15 protein-coding genes are annotated in these 18,720 nt (G+C 73.0%); 11 read left to right on the forward strand and 4 right to left on the reverse strand.

The window, feature by feature from the left end; translation table 11 throughout:
- The first annotated feature begins 86 nt into the window (after positions 1-86).
- From uvrA to uvrC, 3 genes are all read left to right on the forward strand, one after another.
- A complete protein-coding gene (gene uvrA, locus D7I43_RS05895) occupies positions 87-3,029 on the forward strand; it encodes an excinuclease ABC subunit UvrA (RefSeq protein ID WP_120327352.1) in 2,943 nt (980 codons plus the stop codon).
- A gap of 233 nt (positions 3,030-3,262) precedes the next feature.
- The gene (locus D7I43_RS05900) at positions 3,263-3,748 is read left to right on the forward strand and encodes a Rieske (2Fe-2S) protein (protein ID WP_120327353.1); all 486 of its coding nucleotides are present in this window, start codon (positions 3,263-3,265) and stop codon (positions 3,746-3,748) included.
- A 95-nt stretch (positions 3,749-3,843) separates the two neighbouring features.
- Positions 3,844-6,018 (forward strand): excinuclease ABC subunit UvrC, encoded by a 2,175-nt coding sequence (gene uvrC, locus D7I43_RS05905; protein WP_120327354.1) that lies wholly within the window; start codon positions 3,844-3,846, stop codon positions 6,016-6,018.
- A 28-nt stretch (positions 6,019-6,046) separates the two neighbouring features.
- Here the strand turns inward: uvrC and recQ are convergent, their stop codons facing one another.
- The gene (recQ, locus tag D7I43_RS05910; RefSeq protein WP_120327355.1) at positions 6,047-7,903 is read right to left on the reverse strand and encodes a DNA helicase RecQ; all 1,857 of its coding nucleotides are present in this window, start codon (positions 7,901-7,903) and stop codon (positions 6,047-6,049) included.
- 397 nt (positions 7,904-8,300) lie between these two features.
- On the opposite strand from recQ, the gene rapZ reads away from it, so the two are divergent.
- The 8 genes from rapZ (at position 8,301) to D7I43_RS05950 (ending at position 15,303) form a co-directional block, all read left to right on the forward strand.
- A complete protein-coding gene (gene rapZ / locus D7I43_RS05915; protein ID WP_120327432.1) occupies positions 8,301-9,146 on the forward strand; it encodes an RNase adapter RapZ in 846 nt (281 codons plus the stop codon).
- Positions 9,143-10,114, forward strand: a complete 972-nt coding sequence (locus tag D7I43_RS05920) for a gluconeogenesis factor YvcK family protein (RefSeq protein WP_120327356.1) — start codon at positions 9,143-9,145, stop codon at positions 10,112-10,114. The genes rapZ and D7I43_RS05920 overlap by 4 nt, the downstream gene beginning before the upstream one ends.
- Positions 10,115-10,168: 54 nt before the next feature.
- Entirely contained in the window at positions 10,169-11,149 is a 981-nt protein-coding gene (whiA, locus tag D7I43_RS05925; RefSeq protein ID WP_120327357.1) for a DNA-binding protein WhiA, read from the forward strand.
- A 324-nt stretch (positions 11,150-11,473) separates the two neighbouring features.
- Positions 11,474-12,478: a type I glyceraldehyde-3-phosphate dehydrogenase gene (gene gap / locus D7I43_RS05930; RefSeq protein ID WP_120327358.1), complete on the forward strand. Its 1,005-nt coding sequence runs from the start codon at positions 11,474-11,476 to the stop codon at positions 12,476-12,478.
- Complete coding sequence (locus D7I43_RS05935; protein ID WP_120327359.1) at positions 12,475-13,674, forward strand: phosphoglycerate kinase; 1,200 nt, start codon at positions 12,475-12,477, stop codon at positions 13,672-13,674. Before gap ends, D7I43_RS05935 begins: the two co-directional genes overlap by 4 nt.
- A complete protein-coding gene (tpiA, locus tag D7I43_RS05940) occupies positions 13,674-14,465 on the forward strand; it encodes a triose-phosphate isomerase (protein WP_120327360.1) in 792 nt (263 codons plus the stop codon). Before D7I43_RS05935 ends, tpiA begins: the two co-directional genes overlap by 1 nt.
- 95 nt (positions 14,466-14,560) lie before the next feature.
- Positions 14,561-14,815 carry a preprotein translocase subunit SecG gene (gene secG, locus D7I43_RS05945; protein WP_120327361.1) on the forward strand — a complete coding sequence of 85 codons (255 nt, stop codon included), beginning with the start codon at positions 14,561-14,563 and terminating at the stop codon, positions 14,813-14,815.
- Positions 14,816-14,946: 131 nt separating this feature from the next.
- Entirely contained in the window at positions 14,947-15,303 is a 357-nt protein-coding gene (locus D7I43_RS05950; RefSeq protein ID WP_120327362.1) for an RNA polymerase-binding protein RbpA, read from the forward strand.
- A gap of 28 nt (positions 15,304-15,331) precedes the next feature.
- On the opposite strand, the gene pgl is transcribed toward D7I43_RS05950, so the two are convergent.
- From pgl to zwf, 3 genes are read right to left on the reverse strand one after another with little or no spacing between them, the layout of a single operon-like run.
- A complete protein-coding gene (gene pgl, locus D7I43_RS05955) occupies positions 15,332-16,102 on the reverse strand; it encodes a 6-phosphogluconolactonase (protein ID WP_120327363.1) in 771 nt (256 codons plus the stop codon).
- A gap of 57 nt (positions 16,103-16,159) precedes the next feature.
- Positions 16,160-17,173 (reverse strand): glucose-6-phosphate dehydrogenase assembly protein OpcA, encoded by a 1,014-nt coding sequence (locus D7I43_RS05960; RefSeq protein ID WP_120327364.1) that lies wholly within the window; start codon positions 17,171-17,173, stop codon positions 16,160-16,162.
- On the reverse strand, positions 17,170-18,720 hold the full coding sequence (gene zwf / locus D7I43_RS05965; RefSeq protein ID WP_120327365.1) for a glucose-6-phosphate dehydrogenase: 1,551 nt from the start codon (positions 18,718-18,720) through the stop codon (positions 17,170-17,172). Before zwf ends, D7I43_RS05960 begins: the two co-directional genes overlap by 4 nt.

Below are 18,720 nucleotides of genomic sequence, written 5' to 3' on the forward strand. Positions count from 1 at the left end.
GTCATTCCTGCGCCCGCACAACCGCTCGACATCGCCTCCGAGCGGACAGATCCGCCTCATCTTCTTCACCCGGGAGTACACGGACCGTGGCCGACCGACTGATCATCCGTGGCGCGCGCGAGCACAACCTGCGTGACGTCAGTCTCGACCTGCCCCGGGACGCCCTGATCGTGTTCACCGGGCTGTCCGGGTCGGGCAAGTCGAGCCTGGCCTTCGACACGATCTTCGCGGAGGGGCAGCGCCGCTACGTCGAGTCGCTCTCGTCGTACGCGCGGCAGTTCCTCGGGCAGATGGACAAGCCCGACGTCGACTTCATCGAGGGGCTGAGCCCGGCCGTCTCGATCGACCAGAAGTCCACCTCGCGCAACCCGCGGTCCACGGTCGGCACCATCACCGAGGTCTACGACTACCTGCGGCTGCTCTTCGCCCGGGTCGGCGAGCCGCACTGCCCGGTCTGCGGCGAGCGGATCTCCCGGCAGAGCCCCCAGCAGATCGTCGACCGGGTGCTGGCCATGCCCGAGGGCACCCGCTTCATGGTGCTGGCCCCCGTGGTGCGGGGGCGCAAGGGCGAGTACGTCGACCTGTTCGCCGAGCTGCAGGCCAAGGGCTACGCCCGGGCCCGGGTCGACGGCGTGGTGCACCCGCTGACCGAGCCGCCGAAGCTCAAGAAGCAGGAGAAGCACACCATCGAGGTGGTGATCGACCGCCTCTCCGTCAAGGCGAGCGCCAAGCAGCGGCTGACCGACTCGGTGGAGGCGGCGCTCGGCCTCTCCGGCGGCATCGTGCTGCTCGACTTCGTGGACCTGCCCGAGGACGACCCCGACCGGGAGCGGCGCTTCTCCGAGCACCTGGCCTGCCCCAACGACCACCCGCTCGCCATCGAGGACCTGGAGCCCCGGGTCTTCTCGTTCAACGCGCCCTACGGCGCCTGCCCCGAGTGCACCGGTCTGGGCACCAAGAAGGAGGTCGACCCGGAGCTGGTCGTCCCCGACCCGGAGCGCACCCTCCGCGAGGGCGCCATCCAGCCCTGGGCGACGGGGCACACCCTGGAGTACTTCCTCCGGCTGCTGGAGGCGCTCGGCGAGGCCGAGCACTTCGACCTGGACACGCCGTGGCGGGCGCTGCCGTCCCGGGCGCAGAAGACGATCCTGCACGGCTCCGACGACCAGGTGCACGTCCGCTACCGCAACAAGTACGGCCGTGAGCGCTCCTACTACACCGGCTTCGAGGGCGTGGTGCAGTGGATCGAGCGCCGGCACTCCGACACCGAGTCGGAGTGGTCGCGGGAGAAGTACGAGGGTTACATGCGGGACGTGCCGTGTGCGGCCTGCGGTGGCGCCCGGCTCAAGCCGGAGGTGCTCGCCGTCACGATCGCCGGCAAGAGCATCGCCGAGGTCTGCAACCTGTCGGTGGGGGAGTGCGCCGAGCTGCTCGCCGGCATCGAGCTCACCGACCGGCAGAAGATGATCGCCGAGCGCGTCCTCAAGGAGATCAACGCCCGGCTGCGGTTCCTGCTCGACGTCGGCCTCGACTACCTCTCCCTCGACCGGCCGGCCGGCACCCTCTCCGGCGGCGAGGCGCAGCGCATCCGCCTGGCCACCCAGATCGGCTCGGGCCTGGTCGGCGTCCTCTACGTGCTGGACGAGCCGTCGATCGGGCTGCACCAGCGCGACAACCACCGGCTGATCGAGACGCTGGTCCGCCTGCGGGGCCTGGGCAACACCCTCATCGTGGTCGAGCACGACGAGGACACGATCCGCACGGCCGACTGGATCGTCGACATCGGCCCGGGCGCCGGGGAGCACGGCGGCCGGATCGTGCACAGCGGTTCGGTCCCCGCCCTGCTGGAGAACCCGGACTCGGTGACCGGCGCGTACCTGTCCGGCCGCCGGTCGATCCCCACCCCGGCGCACCGCCGGCCGCAGACGCCGGGCCGGGAGCTGGTGGTGCACGGCGCCCGCGAGCACAACCTGCGCAACCTCACCGTGAGCTTCCCGCTCGGCCAGCTCATCGCGGTCACCGGCGTCAGCGGCTCGGGCAAGTCGACCCTGGTCAACGACATCCTCTACGCCGTGCTCGCCAACCAGATCAACGGCGCCCGGCTGGTGCCGGGCCGCCACACCCGGGTGAGTGGCCTGGAGCACGTCGACAAGGTGGTCGGCGTCGACCAGTCGCCGATCGGGCGTACGCCCCGGTCGAACCCGGCCACCTACACGGGCGTCTGGGACCACATCCGCAAGCTCTTCGCCGAGACCACCGAGGCGAAGGTCCGCGGCTACGGGCCCGGGCGGTTCTCCTTCAACGTCAAGGGTGGGCGCTGCGAGGCCTGCTCGGGTGACGGCACCATCAAGATCGAGATGAACTTCCTGCCCGACGTGTACGTCCCGTGCGAGGTCTGCAAGGGGGCCCGCTACAACCGGGAGACGCTGGAGGTCCACTACAAGGGCAAGACCGTCGCCGAGGTGCTGGACATGCCGATCGAGGAGGCGGCCGAGTTCTTCTCCGCCATCCCGGCCATCCACCGGCACCTGAAGACGCTGGTCGACGTCGGCCTCGGGTACGTCCGCCTCGGCCAGCCCGCGCCGACCCTCTCCGGCGGCGAGGCGCAGCGGGTCAAGCTCGCCTCCGAGCTGCAGAAGCGCTCCACCGGCCGGACGGTCTACGTGCTCGACGAGCCGACCACGGGCCTGCACTTCGAGGACATCCGCAAACTGCTGATGGTCCTCGAGGGCCTGGTCGACAAGGGCAACACGGTGATCACCATCGAGCACAACCTCGACGTCATCAAGACCGCCGACTGGATCATCGACATGGGTCCCGAGGGCGGTCACCGCGGCGGCACGGTGCTCGCCACCGGCACCCCCGAGGAGGTCGCCGAGGTGCCCGAGAGCCACACCGGGCGGTTCCTGCGCCAGGTGCTCCGGCTCGACGGCGAGGCCAAGGGCGCCGCCGCGGCCACGTCGCGGGCGGCCAAGGCCAACGGCGCGAAGTCCCGCGCCGGGCGGAAGGTCCCCGCCGGGGCGCGCTGACCGATCACCGGCGGGGGCATGGTGACCGATCACCGCGGGCGCTGACCGATCACCGACGGGGCAGGCCGCTGCTCGCCGGCGGCCGGCCCGGCGGGGGCTCGGCGTGCCCACGGGGCGGTCACGCGTGGGGTTCCGGCGCGTACCGGGTGAACCGTCCGGCACAGTGGGGCGTGTGCAGAAGTGTGGCCACGGGGGCCAGGACGGGCCGCGCAGCCGAGAGAGAAGGGCGAGGCATGAGTGACGATCAGGAGCCGACCGGTCCGACCACGCAGACGCGGCGGGTGCTGCTCGCCGGCGCCGGCGCCGTCGGGGCGGCCGTCGTCCTGGCCGCCTGTGGCGGGGACGACACGGGCGGCGGCGCCACCGGCCCCACCAGCGGCGGGCCTGCGGTTCCCAGCACCGGGGACGCCGGCGGTGGCGACCGGCAGGGCGCCCAGTCCCTGGCGACCACCACCGACATCCCGCTGGGCGGCGGCAAGGTCCTCGCCGCGGAGGGCGTCGTGATCACCCAGCCCAGTCCCGGCGAGTTCAAGGGCTTCGACCCCATCTGCACCCACCAGGGCTGCCCGGTGTCGAACGTCGACGGCGGCACGATCAACTGCACGTGCCACTTCAGCAAGTTCTCGATCGAGGACGGCTCGGTGAAGGCCGGCCCGGCGACGAAGCCGCTCCCCGCCAAGCCCGTCAAGGTCGTCGGCGACCAGATCTCGTTCGCCTGACCGGTCGATCACGCGGCCCGGACGGCGCCGGCCCGGGTTCGCCCGGGCCGCGCCGGGCCGGGGAAGCGTCGGTGCCCCGGACTAGGCTTGCATCCGTGGCTGACCCCTCGACCTACCGTCCCGCACCCGGCACCATCCCGGAGTCGCCGGGGGTCTACCGCTTCCGCGACGGCACCGGCCGGGTCATCTACGTCGGCAAGGCGAAGAACCTGCGCAGCCGCCTCAACTCCTACTTCGGCGACCTCTGGAACCTCCACGAGCGCACCCGCCAGATGGTGACCACCGCCGAGTCGGTCGACTGGATCACCGTGGGCACCGAGGTCGAGGCGCTCCAGCAGGAGTTCACCTGGATCAAGCAGTACGACCCGAAGTTCAACGTCCGCTACCGCGACGACAAGTCCTACCCCTACCTGGCCGTCACCCTCGACGAGGAGTACCCCCGGCTGCAGGTGATGCGCGGCGCGAAGCGCAAGGGGGTGCGCTACTTCGGGCCGTACTCGCACGCCTGGGCGATCCGCGAGACGCTCGACCTGCTGCTGCGCGTCTTCCCGGCCCGCACCTGCTCCGCCGGGGTGTTCAAGCGGGCCGGCCAGGTCGGGCGGCCCTGCCTGCTCGGCTACATCGGCAAGTGCTCGGCGCCCTGCGTCGGCAACGTCTCGGCCGAGCGGCACCGGGAGATCGTCGACGGCTTCTGTGACTTCATGGCGGGGCGCACCGACACGATGGTCCGCAAGCTCGAACGCGAGATGGCCGAGGCCAGCGAGCAGTTGGAGTTCGAGCGGGCCGCGCGGCTGCGCGACGACATCGCCGCCCTGCGCCGGGCCATGGAGAAGCAGACAGTGGTGCTCGGCGACGGCACCGACGCCGACGTGGTCGCGTTCGCCGACGACCCGCTCGAGGCGGCCGTGCAGGTCTTCCACGTCCGCGACGGGCGGGTCCGCGGCCAGCGCGGCTGGGTGGTGGAGAAGACGGAGGACCTGACCACCGGCGACCTCGTGCACCACTTCTGCACCCAGGTCTACGGCGGCGAGCACGGCGAGGCCGACGTGCCCCGCGAACTGCTCGTCCCCGAACTGCCGGCCGACGCCGACGCCCTGGCCGACTGGCTGTCCGGCCATCGGGGCAGCCGGGTCACCCTGCGGGTGCCGCAGCGCGGCGACAAGCGTGCCCTCATGGAGACCGTGGCGCGCAACGCCAAGGACGCGCTGACCCGCCACAAGCTGCGCCGCGCCGGCGACCTCACGACCCGCGGCAAGGCGCTCGACGAGATCGGTGAGGCGCTGGGCATGCGGACGTCGCCGCTGCGCATCGAGTGCTTCGACGTCTCGCAGATCCAGGGCACCGACGTGGTGGCCAGCATGGTCGTCTTCGAGGACGGGCTGCCCCGCAAGAGCGAGTACCGGCGGTTCATCATCCGGGGCGCCACCGACGACCTCTCGGCGATGTCCGAGGTGCTGCGCCGCCGCTTCGCCCGCTATCTCGACGCCCGGGCCGAGACCGGCGAGGCCGGTGTGGAGTCGGCCGACGACCCGGAGGCCCCGGCCGGCCAGGCGGACGCCGACGAGCCCAGGGTCGGCGCGCTGGTCGACCCGACCACCGGGCGGCCCCGGAAGTTCGCGTACCCGCCGCAGTTGGTGGTCGTCGACGGCGGGCCGCCGCAGGTGGCGGCCGCCGCGCAGGCGCTCGCCGAGATGGGGATCGACGACGTCGCGCTCTGCGGGCTCGCCAAGCGGCTGGAGGAGGTCTGGCTGCCCGACGACGAGTTCCCGGTGATCCTGCCGCGCACCTCCGAGGGGCTCTACCTGCTGCAACGCGTCCGCGACGAGGCGCACCGCTTCGCCATCACCTTCCACCGGCAGCGCCGGTCGAAGCGGATGACGCAGTCGGCGCTCGACACGGTGCCGGGCCTCGGGAAGGTACGGCGCAAGGCGCTGCTGCGGCACTTCGGGTCGCTGAAGCGGCTCTCGGCGGCCACCGTCGACGAGATCACCGAGGTGCCGGGGGTGGGGCGGCGCACGGCCGAGGCCGTGCTGGCCGCCCTCAACGGCGGCGCGGGGGCCACCGCACGCGGCGGCGCGGAGGCCACCGCGAACGGCGGCATCGAGCGGGCCCCGAGCGGCGACGCGGACGCCAGCGCGACCGGCGGTATCGAGCCGGTCCCGAGCGGCGACGCGGACGCCAGCGCGACCGGCGGCGCGGACGCCAGCGCGACCGGCGGTATCGAGCCGGCCCCGAGCGGCGACGCGGAAGCCGCCGCGCGCGGCGACTGACCGTCGGCGCGCGACGACGCCCGCCGGGTCAGCCGGTGGTGGCGGCCTCGGCGAGCACGGCGAGGATCTGCTCGCCGTACTTCGCGAGCTTGTTCTCCCCGACGCCGCTCACGCGGGACAGTTCGGCGAGGGACGCGGGCGCGTCCGTGGCGATCTGCCGCAGCGTCGCGTCGTGGAAGATCACGTACGCCGGGACGCCCTGCTCCTTCGCGGCGGCCGCGCGCCAGGCGCGGAGCCGTTCGAAGACCGGCGCGGCGGCCGGGGGCAGCTCGGCGGACGCCGCGGCGGCGGACGCGCGGGACCGGCCGGCCCGGCTCGACGCCGGACGCTCCGGCTCACGGCGCATCATGACCGACCGCCGGCGGCCCAGCACCTCGGCGCTGGTGTCGGTGAGCACCAGCGTGCCGTAGTCGCCCTCGACCGCCAGCAAACCCTCGGCGAGCAGCTGCCGGACGACGCCGCGCCACTCGGCCTCCCGCAGCTCGCCGCCGATGCCGAAGACCGTCAGCGAGTCGTGCCCGAACTGGGTCACCTTCTCGGTGCGCCGCCCGAGCAGGATGTCGATGCAGTGCCCGGCCCCGAAGCGCTGGTTGCGCTCCCGGTCCAGCCGGAACACGGTGGACAGCAGCTTCTGTGCGGCGATCGTGCCGTCCCACGACTCCGGCGGATCCAGGCAGGTGTCGCAGTTGCCGCAGGCGCCGGTCGCCGGCTCGCCGAAGTACTCCAGCAACTGGGCGCGGCGGCAGCGGACCGTCTCGCAGAGCGCCAGCATCGCGTCCAGGTGCCGGGCGAGCCCGCGCCGGTGCGCCGCGTCGCCCTCCGACGTCTCGATGAGCTTGCGCTGCTGGACGACGTCCTGCAGGCCGTACGCGAGCCAGGCGGTCGACGGCAGCCCGTCGCGCCCGGCGCGGCCGGTCTCCTGGTAGTAGCCCTCGACCGACTTCGGCAGGTCGAGGTGGGCGACGAAGCGGACGTCCGGCTTGTCGATGCCCATCCCGAACGCGATGGTGGCCACCATCACCAGCCCGTCCTCGCGCAGGAACCGCTGCTGGTGGGCCGCGCGGGTGGAAGCGTCCAGCCCGGCGTGGTACGGCAGGGCGGCGACGCCGTTGGCGGTGAGGAACTCGGCAGTCTTCTCCACCGAGGCGCGGGAGAGGCAGTAGACGATGCCGGCGTCGCCCGGGTGCTCGTCGCGCAGCAGGGCCAGCAGCTGCTTGCGGGGCTCCCGTTTCGGCACGATCCGGTACTGGATGTTGGGGCGGTCGAAGCTCGCCACGAAGTGCCGGGCACCGGTGAGGTCGAGCCGCGTGGCGATCTCGGCGCGGGTGGCGCTGGTCGCCGTGGCGGTCAGCGCGATGCGGGGCACGTCCGGCCACCGCTCGTGCAGCATCGACAGGGCCAGGTAGTCGGGCCGGAAGTCGTGCCCCCACTGGGACACGCAGTGCGCCTCGTCGATCGCGAAGAGGGCGATCTTCCCGCGGTCGAGCAGCTGGACGGTGGACCGGCTGCCCAGCGCCTCGGGCGCCAGGTAGAGCAGGTCCAGCTCGCCGGCGAGGAAGGCGGCCTCGACCCGGCGGCGGGCGTCGAGGTCCAGCGTCGAGTTGAGGAAGCCGGCGCGGACGCCGAGCGCGGTGAGCGCGTCGACCTGGTCCTGCATGAGCGCGATCAGCGGGGAGACCACGACGCCGACACCGGGGCGTACGAGCGCGGGGATCTGGTAGCAGAGCGACTTGCCGCCACCGGTGGGCATGAGCACGAGCGCGTCACCACCGGCGACCACGTGGTCGATCACGTCCTGTTGGAAGCCGCGGAAGGCGTCGTAGCCGAAGACCCGGCGCAGCACCTCCCGGGCGTCGGCGGTGCGCAGGTCGGTGGGGGAGACCATCCGCGAAGTCTACGAGTCGGGCCCGACGCCGCCCGGCCGCCCGCGCCGCCGCCAGAGCCCGCGCGCCCGGCAGCCCACCGTCCGGCGCCGCCCCGGGACCGCCGCGCCGACCACCCCGCGCCGATCACCCGCGCCGATCACCCCGCGCCGATCACCCCGTCCCTGAACAAGCCAGCTCCCGCCGGCGCTGGGGCTGGTGGTGCTCCTGGGGCTTGCCGGCAGCCGGCGTCCGGGCCGGGATAGAGTCGCTGATTGACCGTTCGTGGCCGGGACGGCCACGAACGCCACGGCTTGGGGGTAGCGGGTGAGCGAGGCGCGTACGGCCGAGGGACGGCACGACACCTCGGCGGAGACCGCCGCCGGGCAGCCGGCGCCGGCGGAGTCGGAGACCACACTCGTGGTGGTCACCGGGCTCTCCGGTGGCGGCCGGAGCACGGTGGCGCGGGCCCTGGAGAACGTCGGCTTCTACGTGGTCGACAACCTCCCGCAGGCGCTCATGCTCGACATGGCCGAGCTGGCGTTCAAGGCCGGCGGGGCGGCCCGGCGGACCGCCATGGTGCTCGACGTCCGCTCGCGCGCCTTCTCCACCGACCTGGCGGGGGCGATCCGGGAGCTGCGGGAGCGCGGCTTCTCGCCCCGGGTGGTCTTCGTGGACGCCGACGACGAGGTGCTCATCCGCCGGTTCGAGAGCGTGCGCCGGTCGCACCCGTTGCAGGGCGACGGGCGGCTCGCCGACGGCATCGCGGTCGAGCGTGGCCTGCTGGAGGAGGCCCGCGACCAGGCCGACGTGATCATCGACACCAGCCACCTGAACGTGAACCAGCTGCGGCGGCGCATCGAGGAGCTGTTCGGCGGCGAGGACGCCCGCCGGCTGCGGGTCACCGTGCTGTCGTTCGGCTTCAAGTACGGCCTGCCGCCCGACGCCGACTTCGTGCTGGACGCCCGGTTCCTGCCCAACCCGTACTGGGTGCCCGAGCTGCGCGAGCACACCGGCCGGGAGGAGGCGGTGAGCGCGTACGTGCTCGGCCAGGAGGGCGCGGAGGCCTTCGTGGCCGCGTACGCCGACCTGGTGAACGCCACCACCACCGGGTTCGAGAGGGAGGGCAAGCGCTACCTGACGGTGGCCGTCGGCTGCACCGGCGGCAAGCACCGCAGCGTGGCCATCGCGGAGGAGCTGGCCGCCCGCCTGCGCCAGTCCGGGCTCGCCGCCAACGCCCAGCACCGCGACCTGGGGCGGGAATGACGATGAGGGTGGTGGCCTTCGGGGGCGGTCACGGTCTGTCCGCCTCACTGCGGGCACTGCGCCGGTGCGCACCGAAGCTGGATCTGGACATCACGGCTGTGGTGACGGTGGGCGACGACGGCGGCTCCAGCGGCCGGCTGCGCGCCGAGCGGGGCGGGCTGCCCCCGGGCGACCTGCGGCAGGCCCTCGTGGCGCTCGCCGGCGACCACCCCGCCACCCGGCGCAGCGCGGGCCTCTTCCAGCACCGCTTCGCCGAGGTGCCGGGCAACGGCTCCGGTGACGGCCTGGCCGGGCACGCGGTCGGCAACCTGGTGCTGTGCGGGCTCATGGAGCTGCTCGGCGACCCGGTGGCCGCGCTCGAACACGCCGGCGCGATGCTCGGCGCCGTGGGCCGGGTGCTGCCCATGTCCTGCCAGCCGGTGGGCATCGAGGCGCAGGTCCGCGGGGCGGACCCGGACCGGCCCGACGAGGTCCGGACGATCACCGGGCAGCACCAGGTCGCCGTCACCACCGGCCGCGTCGAGTCGCTGCGGCTGACCCCCGCCGCGCCGGAGGCCTGCCCGGAGGCGGTCGAGGCGATCGGCGCCGCGGACTGGCTGATCTTCGGCCCGGGCAGCTGGTACACGAGCGTGCTGCCGCACCTGCTGGTGCCCCAGCTGGCCGACGCCATCGTGTCGAGCCCGGCCCGCCGGCTGGTCACCCTCAACCTCGCCGCCGAGAAGGAGACACTCCGCCTCTCCGTCGCCGACCACCTCGCCGCGCTGAGCTGGTACCTGCCGGAGCTGAAAGTCGATCACGTCCTGGCGGACGCCACGGCGGTGGGTGACCCCGAACCGGTCGAACGTGCGGCAGAATCGCTGGGTGCCCGGCTGGTCCTCGCCCCCGTCGCCGTCCCCGACGGCACTCCTCGCCACGACCCAGCCGCCCTGGGCGCCGCACTGGTGCCGGTCCTGGGCGCCGATCGTTAGACACGTACGTAATCTCCGGCGACACGCCGGAACCGGTCCGTGAGGGGACGCACAATGGCGATGACGGCTGCGGTCAAGGACGAGCTGAGTCGGGTCGACGTGCCCAAGCCCTGCTGCCGGCGGGCGGAGATGGCGGCGCTTCTGCGCTTCGCCGGCGGGTTGCACATCGTCTCCGGCCGGGTGGTGGTCGAGGCCGAGCTCGACACCGGGGCGGTGGCCCGCCGGCTCCGGCGGGAGATCGCGGAGGTGTACGGCTACCCCAGCGAGATCCACGTGCTCGCCTCCGGCGGGCTGCGCAAGGGCAGCCACTTCATCGTCCGGGTGGTGAAGGACGGTGAGGCGCTGGCCCGGCAGACCGGCCTGCTCGACGTGCGGGGCCGTCCCGTGCGCGGCCTGCCCCCGCACGTGGTGGCCGCGAACGTGTGCTGCGCGGTGTCCGCGTGGCGGGGCGCGTTCATGGCGCACGGCTCGCTGACCGAGCCGGGGCGCTCCAGCGCACTGGAGATCACCTGCCCGGGCCCGGAGTCGGCGCTGGCGCTGGTGGGCGCCGCCCGCCGCATCGGCATCACCGCCAAGAACCGCGAGGTGCGCGGGGTGGACCGGGTGGTCGTCAAGGACGGCGACGCGATCGCCGCGCTACTCACCCGGATCGGCGCCCACTCCAGCGTGCTCGCGTGGGAGGAGCGCCGGGTGCGCCGGGAGGTGCGGGCGACCGCGAACCGCCTGGCCAACTTCGACGACGCCAACCTGCGCCGCTCGGCGCGCGCCGCGGTGGCGGCCGCGGCCCGGGTGACGCGGGCGCTGGAGATCCTCGCCGACGACGCCCCGCAGCACCTCACGTCGGCCGGCCGGCTGCGGCTGGAGCACCGCCAGGCCTCGCTGGAGGAGCTGGGCGCCCTCGCCGACCCGCCGCTGACCAAGGACGCCATCGCCGGCCGGATCCGGCGGCTGCTGGCGCTCGCCGACAAGCGCGCCCGTGACCTGGGCATCCCGGATACGGAAGCGGCCGTCACGCCCGACATGCTCGTGGTCTGATAGGACGGTGGCGGTCAGCGGAGGCGAGCGGGCCGGCAGGCGCGCCCTGCCTCCGGCGGGGTGCGCGACGGGCGCGGAAACGCGAGCCGATCACCACCCCGCGCAGCGCCCAGCCACGCGCTCGGATAAGGTCGCAGCGTACGGCAAGGGGGCCGGCACCGGCACTCCACGCCGTGCGCACCGCCTCGGGCGGTCAGGTCCTCCCGGACCGCGGCGGGGTGGCCGAGATGAACTGTCAACGGCCGGCTCCAACGGTCGGCGCACATCACTCCGCCGGCGACACGGTCTGCGACCGGCGGACCAGAACGCGAGGAGATGGGACCTGTGACCATCCGGGTTGGCATCAACGGCTTCGGTCGGATCGGCCGCAACTTCTTCCGGGCAGTGCTGGCGTCCGGCGCTGACATCGAGGTCGTGGCGGTGAACGACCTGACCGACAACGCGACGCTCGCCCACCTTGTCAAGTACGACAGCATCCTGGGCCGCCTGCCGCAGGAGGTCAAGGCCACCGCCGACGAGATCACGGTGGGCGGCAAGACCATCAAGGCGTACGCCGAGAAGGACCCGGCGAAGCTGCCGTGGGGTGACGTCGGCGCCGACGTGATCATCGAGTCGACCGGCTTCTTCACCGACGCCACGAAGGCCAAGGCGCACATCGACGGCGGGGCCAAGAAGGTCATCATCTCGGCACCGGCCAAGAACGAGGACGTCACGGTCGTCATGGGCGTCAACCACGACCAGTACGACCCGGCCAAGCACACGATCATCTCGAACGCCTCCTGCACCACCAACTGCCTCGCCCCGATGGCGAAGGTGCTGCACGACACGTTCGGCATCGAGCGCGGTCTGATGACCACGATCCACGCGTACACGCAGGACCAGAACCTGCAGGACGCCCCGCACAAGGACCTGCGCCGCGCCCGCGCCGCCGCGCTGAACATCGTCCCGACCTCGACCGGCGCCGCGAAGGCCATCGGCCTGGTCCTGCCGGACCTCAAGGGCAAGCTGGACGGCTACGCGCTGCGCGTGCCGATCCCGACCGGCTCGGTGACCGACCTGACCGTCACGGTCGGCCGGGAGACCAGCGTGGACGAGGTCAACGCCGCGCTGAAGGCCGCCTCGGAGGGCGCGCTCCAGGGCATCCTCACCTACAACGAGGACCCGATCGTCTCCACGGACATCGTGACCGACCCGGCGTCGTGCATCTTCGACGCGCCGCTGACCAAGGTGATCGGCAACCAGGTCAAGGTCGTCGGCTGGTACGACAACGAGTGGGGCTACTCGAACCGGCTCGTGGACCTCGTCAAGCTGGTGGGTAGCTCGCTGTGAGCATCCGTACCCTCGACGACCTGCTCGCCGAGGGGGTTTCGGGTCGGCGCGTGCTGGTGCGCGCCGACCTGAACGTCCCACTCGACAAGCAGTCCGGCGCCATCACCGACGACGGCCGCATCCGCGCGGTCCTGCCCACGCTGAGCGCCCTCACCGGCGCCGGCGCGAAGGTGACCGTCTGCTCGCACCTGGGCCGGCCGAAGGGCGCCCCGGATCCGCAGTTCAGCCTCCGGCCGGTCGCCGACCGGCTCGGCGAGCTGCTGGGCGCGCCCGTGCACTTCGCCACCGACACGGTCGGCGAGTCGGCGCGCTCCACGGTGGACGGGCTCGCCGACGGTGAGGTCGCCCTGCTGGAGAACCTGCGGTTCAACGCCGGCGAGACCAGCAAGGACGAGGCCGAGCGGGGCGCCTTCGCCGACCAGCTCGCGGTCTTCGGCGAGGCGTACGTCGACGACGCGTTCGGCGCGGTGCACCGCAAGCACGCGAGCGTCTACGACGTGGCGGCCCGCCTGCCGCACTTCGCCGGCCGGCTCGTGCTGCGCGAGGTGGAGGTGCTCTCCACCCTGACCGGCGAGCCGGAGCGCCCGTACGTGGTGGTGCTCGGCGGCTCCAAGGTCTCCGACAAGCTGGCCGTGATCGAGGCGCTGCTGCCGACGGTCGACCGGCTGCTCATCGGTGGCGGGATGTGCTTCACGTTCCTCAAGGCGCAGGGCCTGGAGGTGGGCACGTCGCTGCTCGAGGAGGAGATGGTCGAGACCTGCCGCAACCTCATGGAGCGCGCGCCCGGCAAGATCATGCTGCCGGTCGACGTGGTGGCCGCCGACGCGTTCGCCCCGGACGCGGCGCACGACACCGTCCGCGCCGACGGCATCCCCAGCCACCGGTTGGGGCTGGACATCGGCCCGGAGACCGTGGCCGGGTTCGCGGCCGCCCTCAAGGGGGCGCGGACGATCTTCTGGAACGGCCCGATGGGCGTGTTCGAGATGGCCCCGTTCGCGCACGGCACCCGCGGGGTGGCGGAGGCCATCGCCGGCTCCGGCGCGTTCACGGTCGTCGGTGGTGGCGACTCGGCCGCCGCCGTGCGGGCGCTCGGGCTCGACGAGTCCTCGTTCGGGCACATCTCCACCGGCGGTGGGGCGTCCCTGGAGTACCTGGAGGGCAAGACCCTCCCCGGCATCGCTGCTCTGGAGAACTGATGGCGGGCGCCACCCGCCGGCCGCTGATGGCCGGCAACTGGAAGATGAACCTCAACCACCTCGAGGCGAACCTGCTGGTGCAGAAGCTCGCGGCGAGCCTCACCGAGAAGCAGCTCACCGACGTCGAGACGGTGGTGCTGCCGCCCTTCACCGACCTGCGCACCGTGCAGACCGCCGTCGAGGGCGACAAGCTGCTGATCGGCTACGGCGCGCAGGACCTGTCGCCGCACGCCTCGGGCGCGTACACCGGCGACGTGTCGGGGCCGATGCTCGCCAAGCTCGGCTGCACGTACGTGGTGGTGGGGCACTCCGAGCGGCGGGCCTACCACCACGAGGACGACGCGCTGGTCAACGCCAAGGTGAAGGCGGCGCTGACCCACGGGCTGACCCCGATCCTCTGCGTGGGGGAGGGGCTGGAGGTGCGCGAGCAGGGCCGCCACGTGGCGCACTGCGCGGACCAGCTCGAAGGCGCCCTGAAGGGGATCAGCGCCGAGCAGGTCACGAAGGTGGTCGTGGCGTACGAGCCGATCTGGGCGATCGGCACCGGCAAGACGGCGACCCCGGAGGACGCGCAGGAGGTCTGCGCGGCGGTCCGCGAGCGGCTGGCCGAGCTGTACGACCAGGGCACCGCCGACCAGGTCCGGGTGCTCTACGGCGGTTCGGTCAAGGCGTCGAACGTCGCAGCGATCATGGCCCAGCCGGACGTGGACGGGGCGCTGGTGGGCGGGGCGAGCCTGGACGCCGAGGAATTCGCGCAGATCTGCCGGTTCCCGGAACACATCGCCCGCTGATCGCTCGCTATCCTTGACTCCGCCCGTCCGCCGGTCGGTGCCGCCGTGCCCGACCTGTCCGGGCGAGGATCGCTACGAGAGGACTGACCCCAGCCATGCCGATCTGGTTCGCATACACGTTGATCGTGTTGCTGATCATCACGAGCATCCTGCTCACCATGCTGATCCTGCTGCACCGCGGTAAGGGCGGTGGCCTGTCCAGCATGTTCGGCGGGGGTGTCAGCTCCAGCCTCGCCGGCTCCTCCGTGGCGGAGAAGAACCTCGACCGCTACACGGTCCTGGTGGGCATCATCTGGTTCGCCTGCATCGTCGGGCTCGGCCTCTGGCTCCGCCTCCAGTTGAACGCCTGAGCGCCGGCTCACGTCGTACAATCTGCGCGCGGTCCGTCACCCGACGGGCCGCGCGCAGGTCTTTTCGCTGCACCGCGTCGCCCGCCGTCACCCCCGCGGCGGTTCCCCTCCGACGACAGGAGCGAGCAGCCGTGCCACATGGCAACGTGATCCGGGGCGCCCGGGTCGGATCGGCCCCCGAACGCCCGCCCGAGCGCTACGAACCGGCGCCCCGCCGCGCGGTCACCTACTGGTGCCGCAACGGCCACCGGGTGGAGATCCTCATCGCCGAGGAGGCCGTCGCGCCCCCGCAGTGGGACTGCCCGCGCTGCGGCCACCCGGCGGGGCGCGACGCCCAGAACCCGCCCGGGCGGTCGCGCACCGAGCCCTACAAGAGCCATCTGGCGTACGTGAAGGAGCGGCGCACCGACGAGGAGGGCGCCGCGATCCTCGCCGAGGCCCTCGCCGACCTGCGTCGCCGCCGCGGCCGCCCCGCCGCCGAGCGGTGAGCGGCGCGTCGGGGGAGCCGTAGCGGACTCAGCGCAGGCTGCGCAGACGGGCGGGCACGTCGGCCGCGGCGGCCCGGTCGAGCAGCCACAGCGTACGGCCGACACCCCGCACGCCCGCCGCGGGCAGTTGCACGGGTCCCGCCCCGGCCAGCGCCATCCCGACCGCCCGCGCCTTGTCCGCGCCGCTGGCCACCAGCCAGACCTCCTCGGCGGTGTTGATCGCCGGGAGGGTCAGCGTGGTGCGCACCGGCGGCGGCTTCGGGCTGCCCCGCACCGCGCTCACCGGCCGGCTCTCGTAGTGCACCGGGTGCTCCGGGAAGACCGACGCCACGTGCCCGTCCTCGCCGACGCCGAGCATCAGCACGTCGAAGTGGGGCAGCGCCGCGGTGCCCGGGCGGGCGGCGGCGGCCAGCTCGGCGGCGTACCGGGCGGCCGCCTCCTCCGGGTCGGGGCCGGCCGGGCCGTCGGAGGCCGGCATCGGGTGCACCCGGGCCGGGTCCAGTGGCACCGCGTCCAGCAGCGCCGCCCGGGCCTGGGTCTCGTTGCGGTCCGGGTCGCCGCCGGGCAGGAACCGCTCGTCGCCCCACCAGACGTCCACGCGTGACCAGTCGACCGCGTCGCGGGCGGGCAGGGCCGCGACGGCCCGGTACACGGCCGCGGCGATCCGGCCGCCGGTCAGCACCACCGACGCCTGGCCGCGCGCGGCCTGCGCGTCGAGCAGCTTCACCACCAAGCGTGCCGCCACCGCCTGCGCCAACAGTTCGGCGTCGGCGTGGACGGCGACACTCGCCTCACTCATCTCGTGCCTTCTCGTGTTCTGCGGACCGCGTGGCGGTGCCGTCGTCGCGGGTGAACCTCAGCGCTCGCTGGTGCCGGCGTGGGCGGTGACCCCCGCCTCGGCCCGGTGCGCGGTGGCCGGGTCCTTCCAGACGTGCACGCGCCGGCCCGGGCGCTGCTCGAGGCCGGTCACGCCGACGATGGCGCCCAGCGCCTCGGCGTACACCTGGTCGGCGTCGAGGCGGCGCAGCTCCTCGGCCAGCTCGTCGCCGAGCGGCCGGCGGACCAGCGGAAGCTGCCGGTCGTCCTGGCCGGTACGCCGGAAGGTGGCCACGCTGTCGTCCCGGGTCAGCGTCAGGTGGTCGCCGTTGGCGCAACGCAGCTCCACCTCCCGCATCCGGGGGAACTGGTCGGTGTGCTCCCAGCGCGGGCTGATCCCGAGCCGGCTCGACAGCCAGCCGCACATCAGGGCGGCGGTCGGGTCGTGCGCCGGGGCCACCACGGTGGCCTCGGTGACCTTGGCCGCCGTCGTGTCGAACGCTCCGGCCACCAGGGTGCGCCACGGAGTGATCCGGGTCCAGGCCAGGTCGGTGTCACCCGGTGCGTAGTCGTGGGCGCGCTGGCGCAGCGCCGCGATCGGGTCGGCGGCCTGGGCGGCGTCGGTGATGCGACGGTCGGCGACCACGCCGAGGAAGTCGGTGGCGATCTCCTCCGGCGGCTCGCCGTGCCACCACGTCACCACGGGGACGTCCGGCACCAGCAGCGGCAGCACCACGGACTCGGCGTGCAGCGCCAGCCGGCCGTACATCCGCATCACCACGGCCTCGCACGGGCCGAGCCGGCCGCCCACCACGATCTCCGCGTCGAGCCGGTTGCGGTCCCGCTCGATGTCGGTGCGGACGACGACCAGCAGCCGGCACGGGTGGGCGGCGGCGGCGATGGTGGCCGCCGCCTCCGCCTCGCGTACGCGCTTCTCGTCCACCACGACGATGAGCGTGAGCGCCATTCCGCTGGCCACGCCGCCCGCGCTGCGACGCTCGGCGGCGAGGGCCTTGACCACTTCGTTGCCGGTGGTGTCCCACAGGCCGATCATGCTCGTCTCCAAGCCCGGCCCTCGCGGGCCAGCATCTCGTCGGCCGCCCGGGGGCCCCACTCGCCGGCCCGGTACGGCTCCGGTCGGGTGCCCGCCCAGGCCTGCTCCAGCGGGTCGATCACCTGCCAGCTCTGCTCGACCTCGGCGGCGTCGGGGAAGAGCGTCCGGTCGCCGATCAGCACGTCCAGCACGAGCCGCTCGTACGCCTCGGGACTGGACTCGGTGAACGCCTCGCCGTACTGGAAGTCCATGGCGATGTCGCGGACCTCCATGGCGGTGCCGGGGACCTTGGAACCGAACTTCAGCACCACGCCCTCGTCCGGCTGGACCCGGATGACCAGCTGGTTGTTGCCGAGCGACTCCACGTCCGTCGGGTGGAAGGGCAGGTGCGGCGCCTTCTTGAACATGATGGCCACCTCGGTGACCCGCCGCGGCAGCCGCTTGCCGGCCCGGATGTAGAAGGGCACCTCGGCCCAGCGCCGGTTCTGGATGCCCAGCCGGACCGCCACGTACGTCTCGGTCGTGGAGTCCGGCGGGACGCCCTCCTCCTCCAGGTAGCCGACGGCGCGCTCGCCACCGACCCAGCCGGGGAGGTACTGCCCGCGGACGGTGCCCGTGCTGACGTCCTTCGGCAGGGTGATCGCCTTGAGGACCTTCAGCTTCTCGGTACGGATCTCGTCGGGGTCGAAGCTCGTGGGCTCCTCCATCGCCACCAGCGCGAGCAGCTGGAGGAGGTGGTTCTGGAGCACGTCGCGGGCGGCGCCGGCCGAGTCGTAGAAGCCGGCGCGGGTGCCGATGCCGACGTCCTCGGCCATGGTGATCTGCACCGAGTCGACGTACTTGGAGTTCCACAGCGGCTCGAACAGGTTGTTGGCGAACCGCAGGGCAAGGATGTTCTGGACGGTCTCCTTGCCCAGGTAGTGGTCGATCCGGAAGACGTCCTTGCGGGTGAAGACGTCGTCGACCAGGTCGTTGAGCGCCTTCGCCGACGGCAGGTCGTGCCCGAACGGCTTCTCCACCACCACCCGGCGCCAGCCGCCGGACTTCGCGTTGTCGGCCATCCCGGTGCGGGCGAGCTGCTTGAGCACCACGGGGAACGCCGCCGGGGGGATGGAGAAGTAGAAGGCGGCGTTGCCGGGGATGCCGTGGCTCTGGCGCAGCTCGTCGAGCGTCTCGGCGAGGTGGTCGAAGGCCGCGTCGTCGTCGAACGACCCGCCGACGAACTTGATGTTCCCGGCGAGCCGCGCCCACACCTCGTCCCGCCAGGGCGTCCGGGCGTGCTTGCGCGCCGCCTCGCACGCGAGGGTCTCGAAGTCGCCGTCACCCCAGTCGCGGCGCGCGAAGCCGAGCACGACGAAGCCCGGGGGCAGCAGCCCCCGGTTCGCCAGGTCGTAGACCGCCGGCAGCAGCTTCTTCCGCGCCAGGTCGCCGGTGACCCCGAAGATCACCAGCGCGCACGGCTCGGGAATCCGCGGCAGCCGGCGGTCCTGTGGGTCGCGCAGCGGGTTCACCCCGCTCCTCCCCTCCGCTTCTTCCACGTCTTCCAT

Origin of the sequence: Micromonospora globbae (assembly GCF_003610785.1) — a bacterium.
Taxonomy (GTDB): Bacteria; Actinomycetota; Actinomycetes; order Mycobacteriales; family Micromonosporaceae; genus Micromonospora; species Micromonospora globbae.

What these genes read in the sequence shown, in the direction of transcription:
- recQ (WP_120327355.1), bottom strand. Translation starts at nt 7,903, where the DNA reads ATGGTCTCCCCCACCGACCTGCGCACCGCCGACGCCCGGGAGGTGCTG.
- D7I43_RS05920 (WP_120327356.1), top strand. Translation starts at nt 9,143, where the DNA reads ATGACGATGAGGGTGGTGGCCTTCGGGGGCGGTCACGGTCTGTCCGCC.
- D7I43_RS05900 (WP_120327353.1), top strand. Translation starts at nt 3,263, where the DNA reads ATGAGTGACGATCAGGAGCCGACCGGTCCGACCACGCAGACGCGGCGG.
- tpiA (WP_120327360.1), top strand. Translation starts at nt 13,674, where the DNA reads ATGGCGGGCGCCACCCGCCGGCCGCTGATGGCCGGCAACTGGAAGATG.
- zwf (WP_120327365.1), bottom strand. Translation starts at nt 18,720, where the DNA reads ATGGAAGACGTGGAAGAAGCGGAGGGGAGGAGCGGGGTGAACCCGCTG.
- pgl (WP_120327363.1), bottom strand. Translation starts at nt 16,102, where the DNA reads ATGAGTGAGGCGAGTGTCGCCGTCCACGCCGACGCCGAACTGTTGGCG.
- secG (WP_120327361.1), top strand. Translation starts at nt 14,561, where the DNA reads ATGCCGATCTGGTTCGCATACACGTTGATCGTGTTGCTGATCATCACG.
- D7I43_RS05960 (WP_120327364.1), bottom strand. Translation starts at nt 17,173, where the DNA reads ATGATCGGCCTGTGGGACACCACCGGCAACGAAGTGGTCAAGGCCCTC.
- whiA (WP_120327357.1), top strand. Translation starts at nt 10,169, where the DNA reads ATGGCGATGACGGCTGCGGTCAAGGACGAGCTGAGTCGGGTCGACGTG.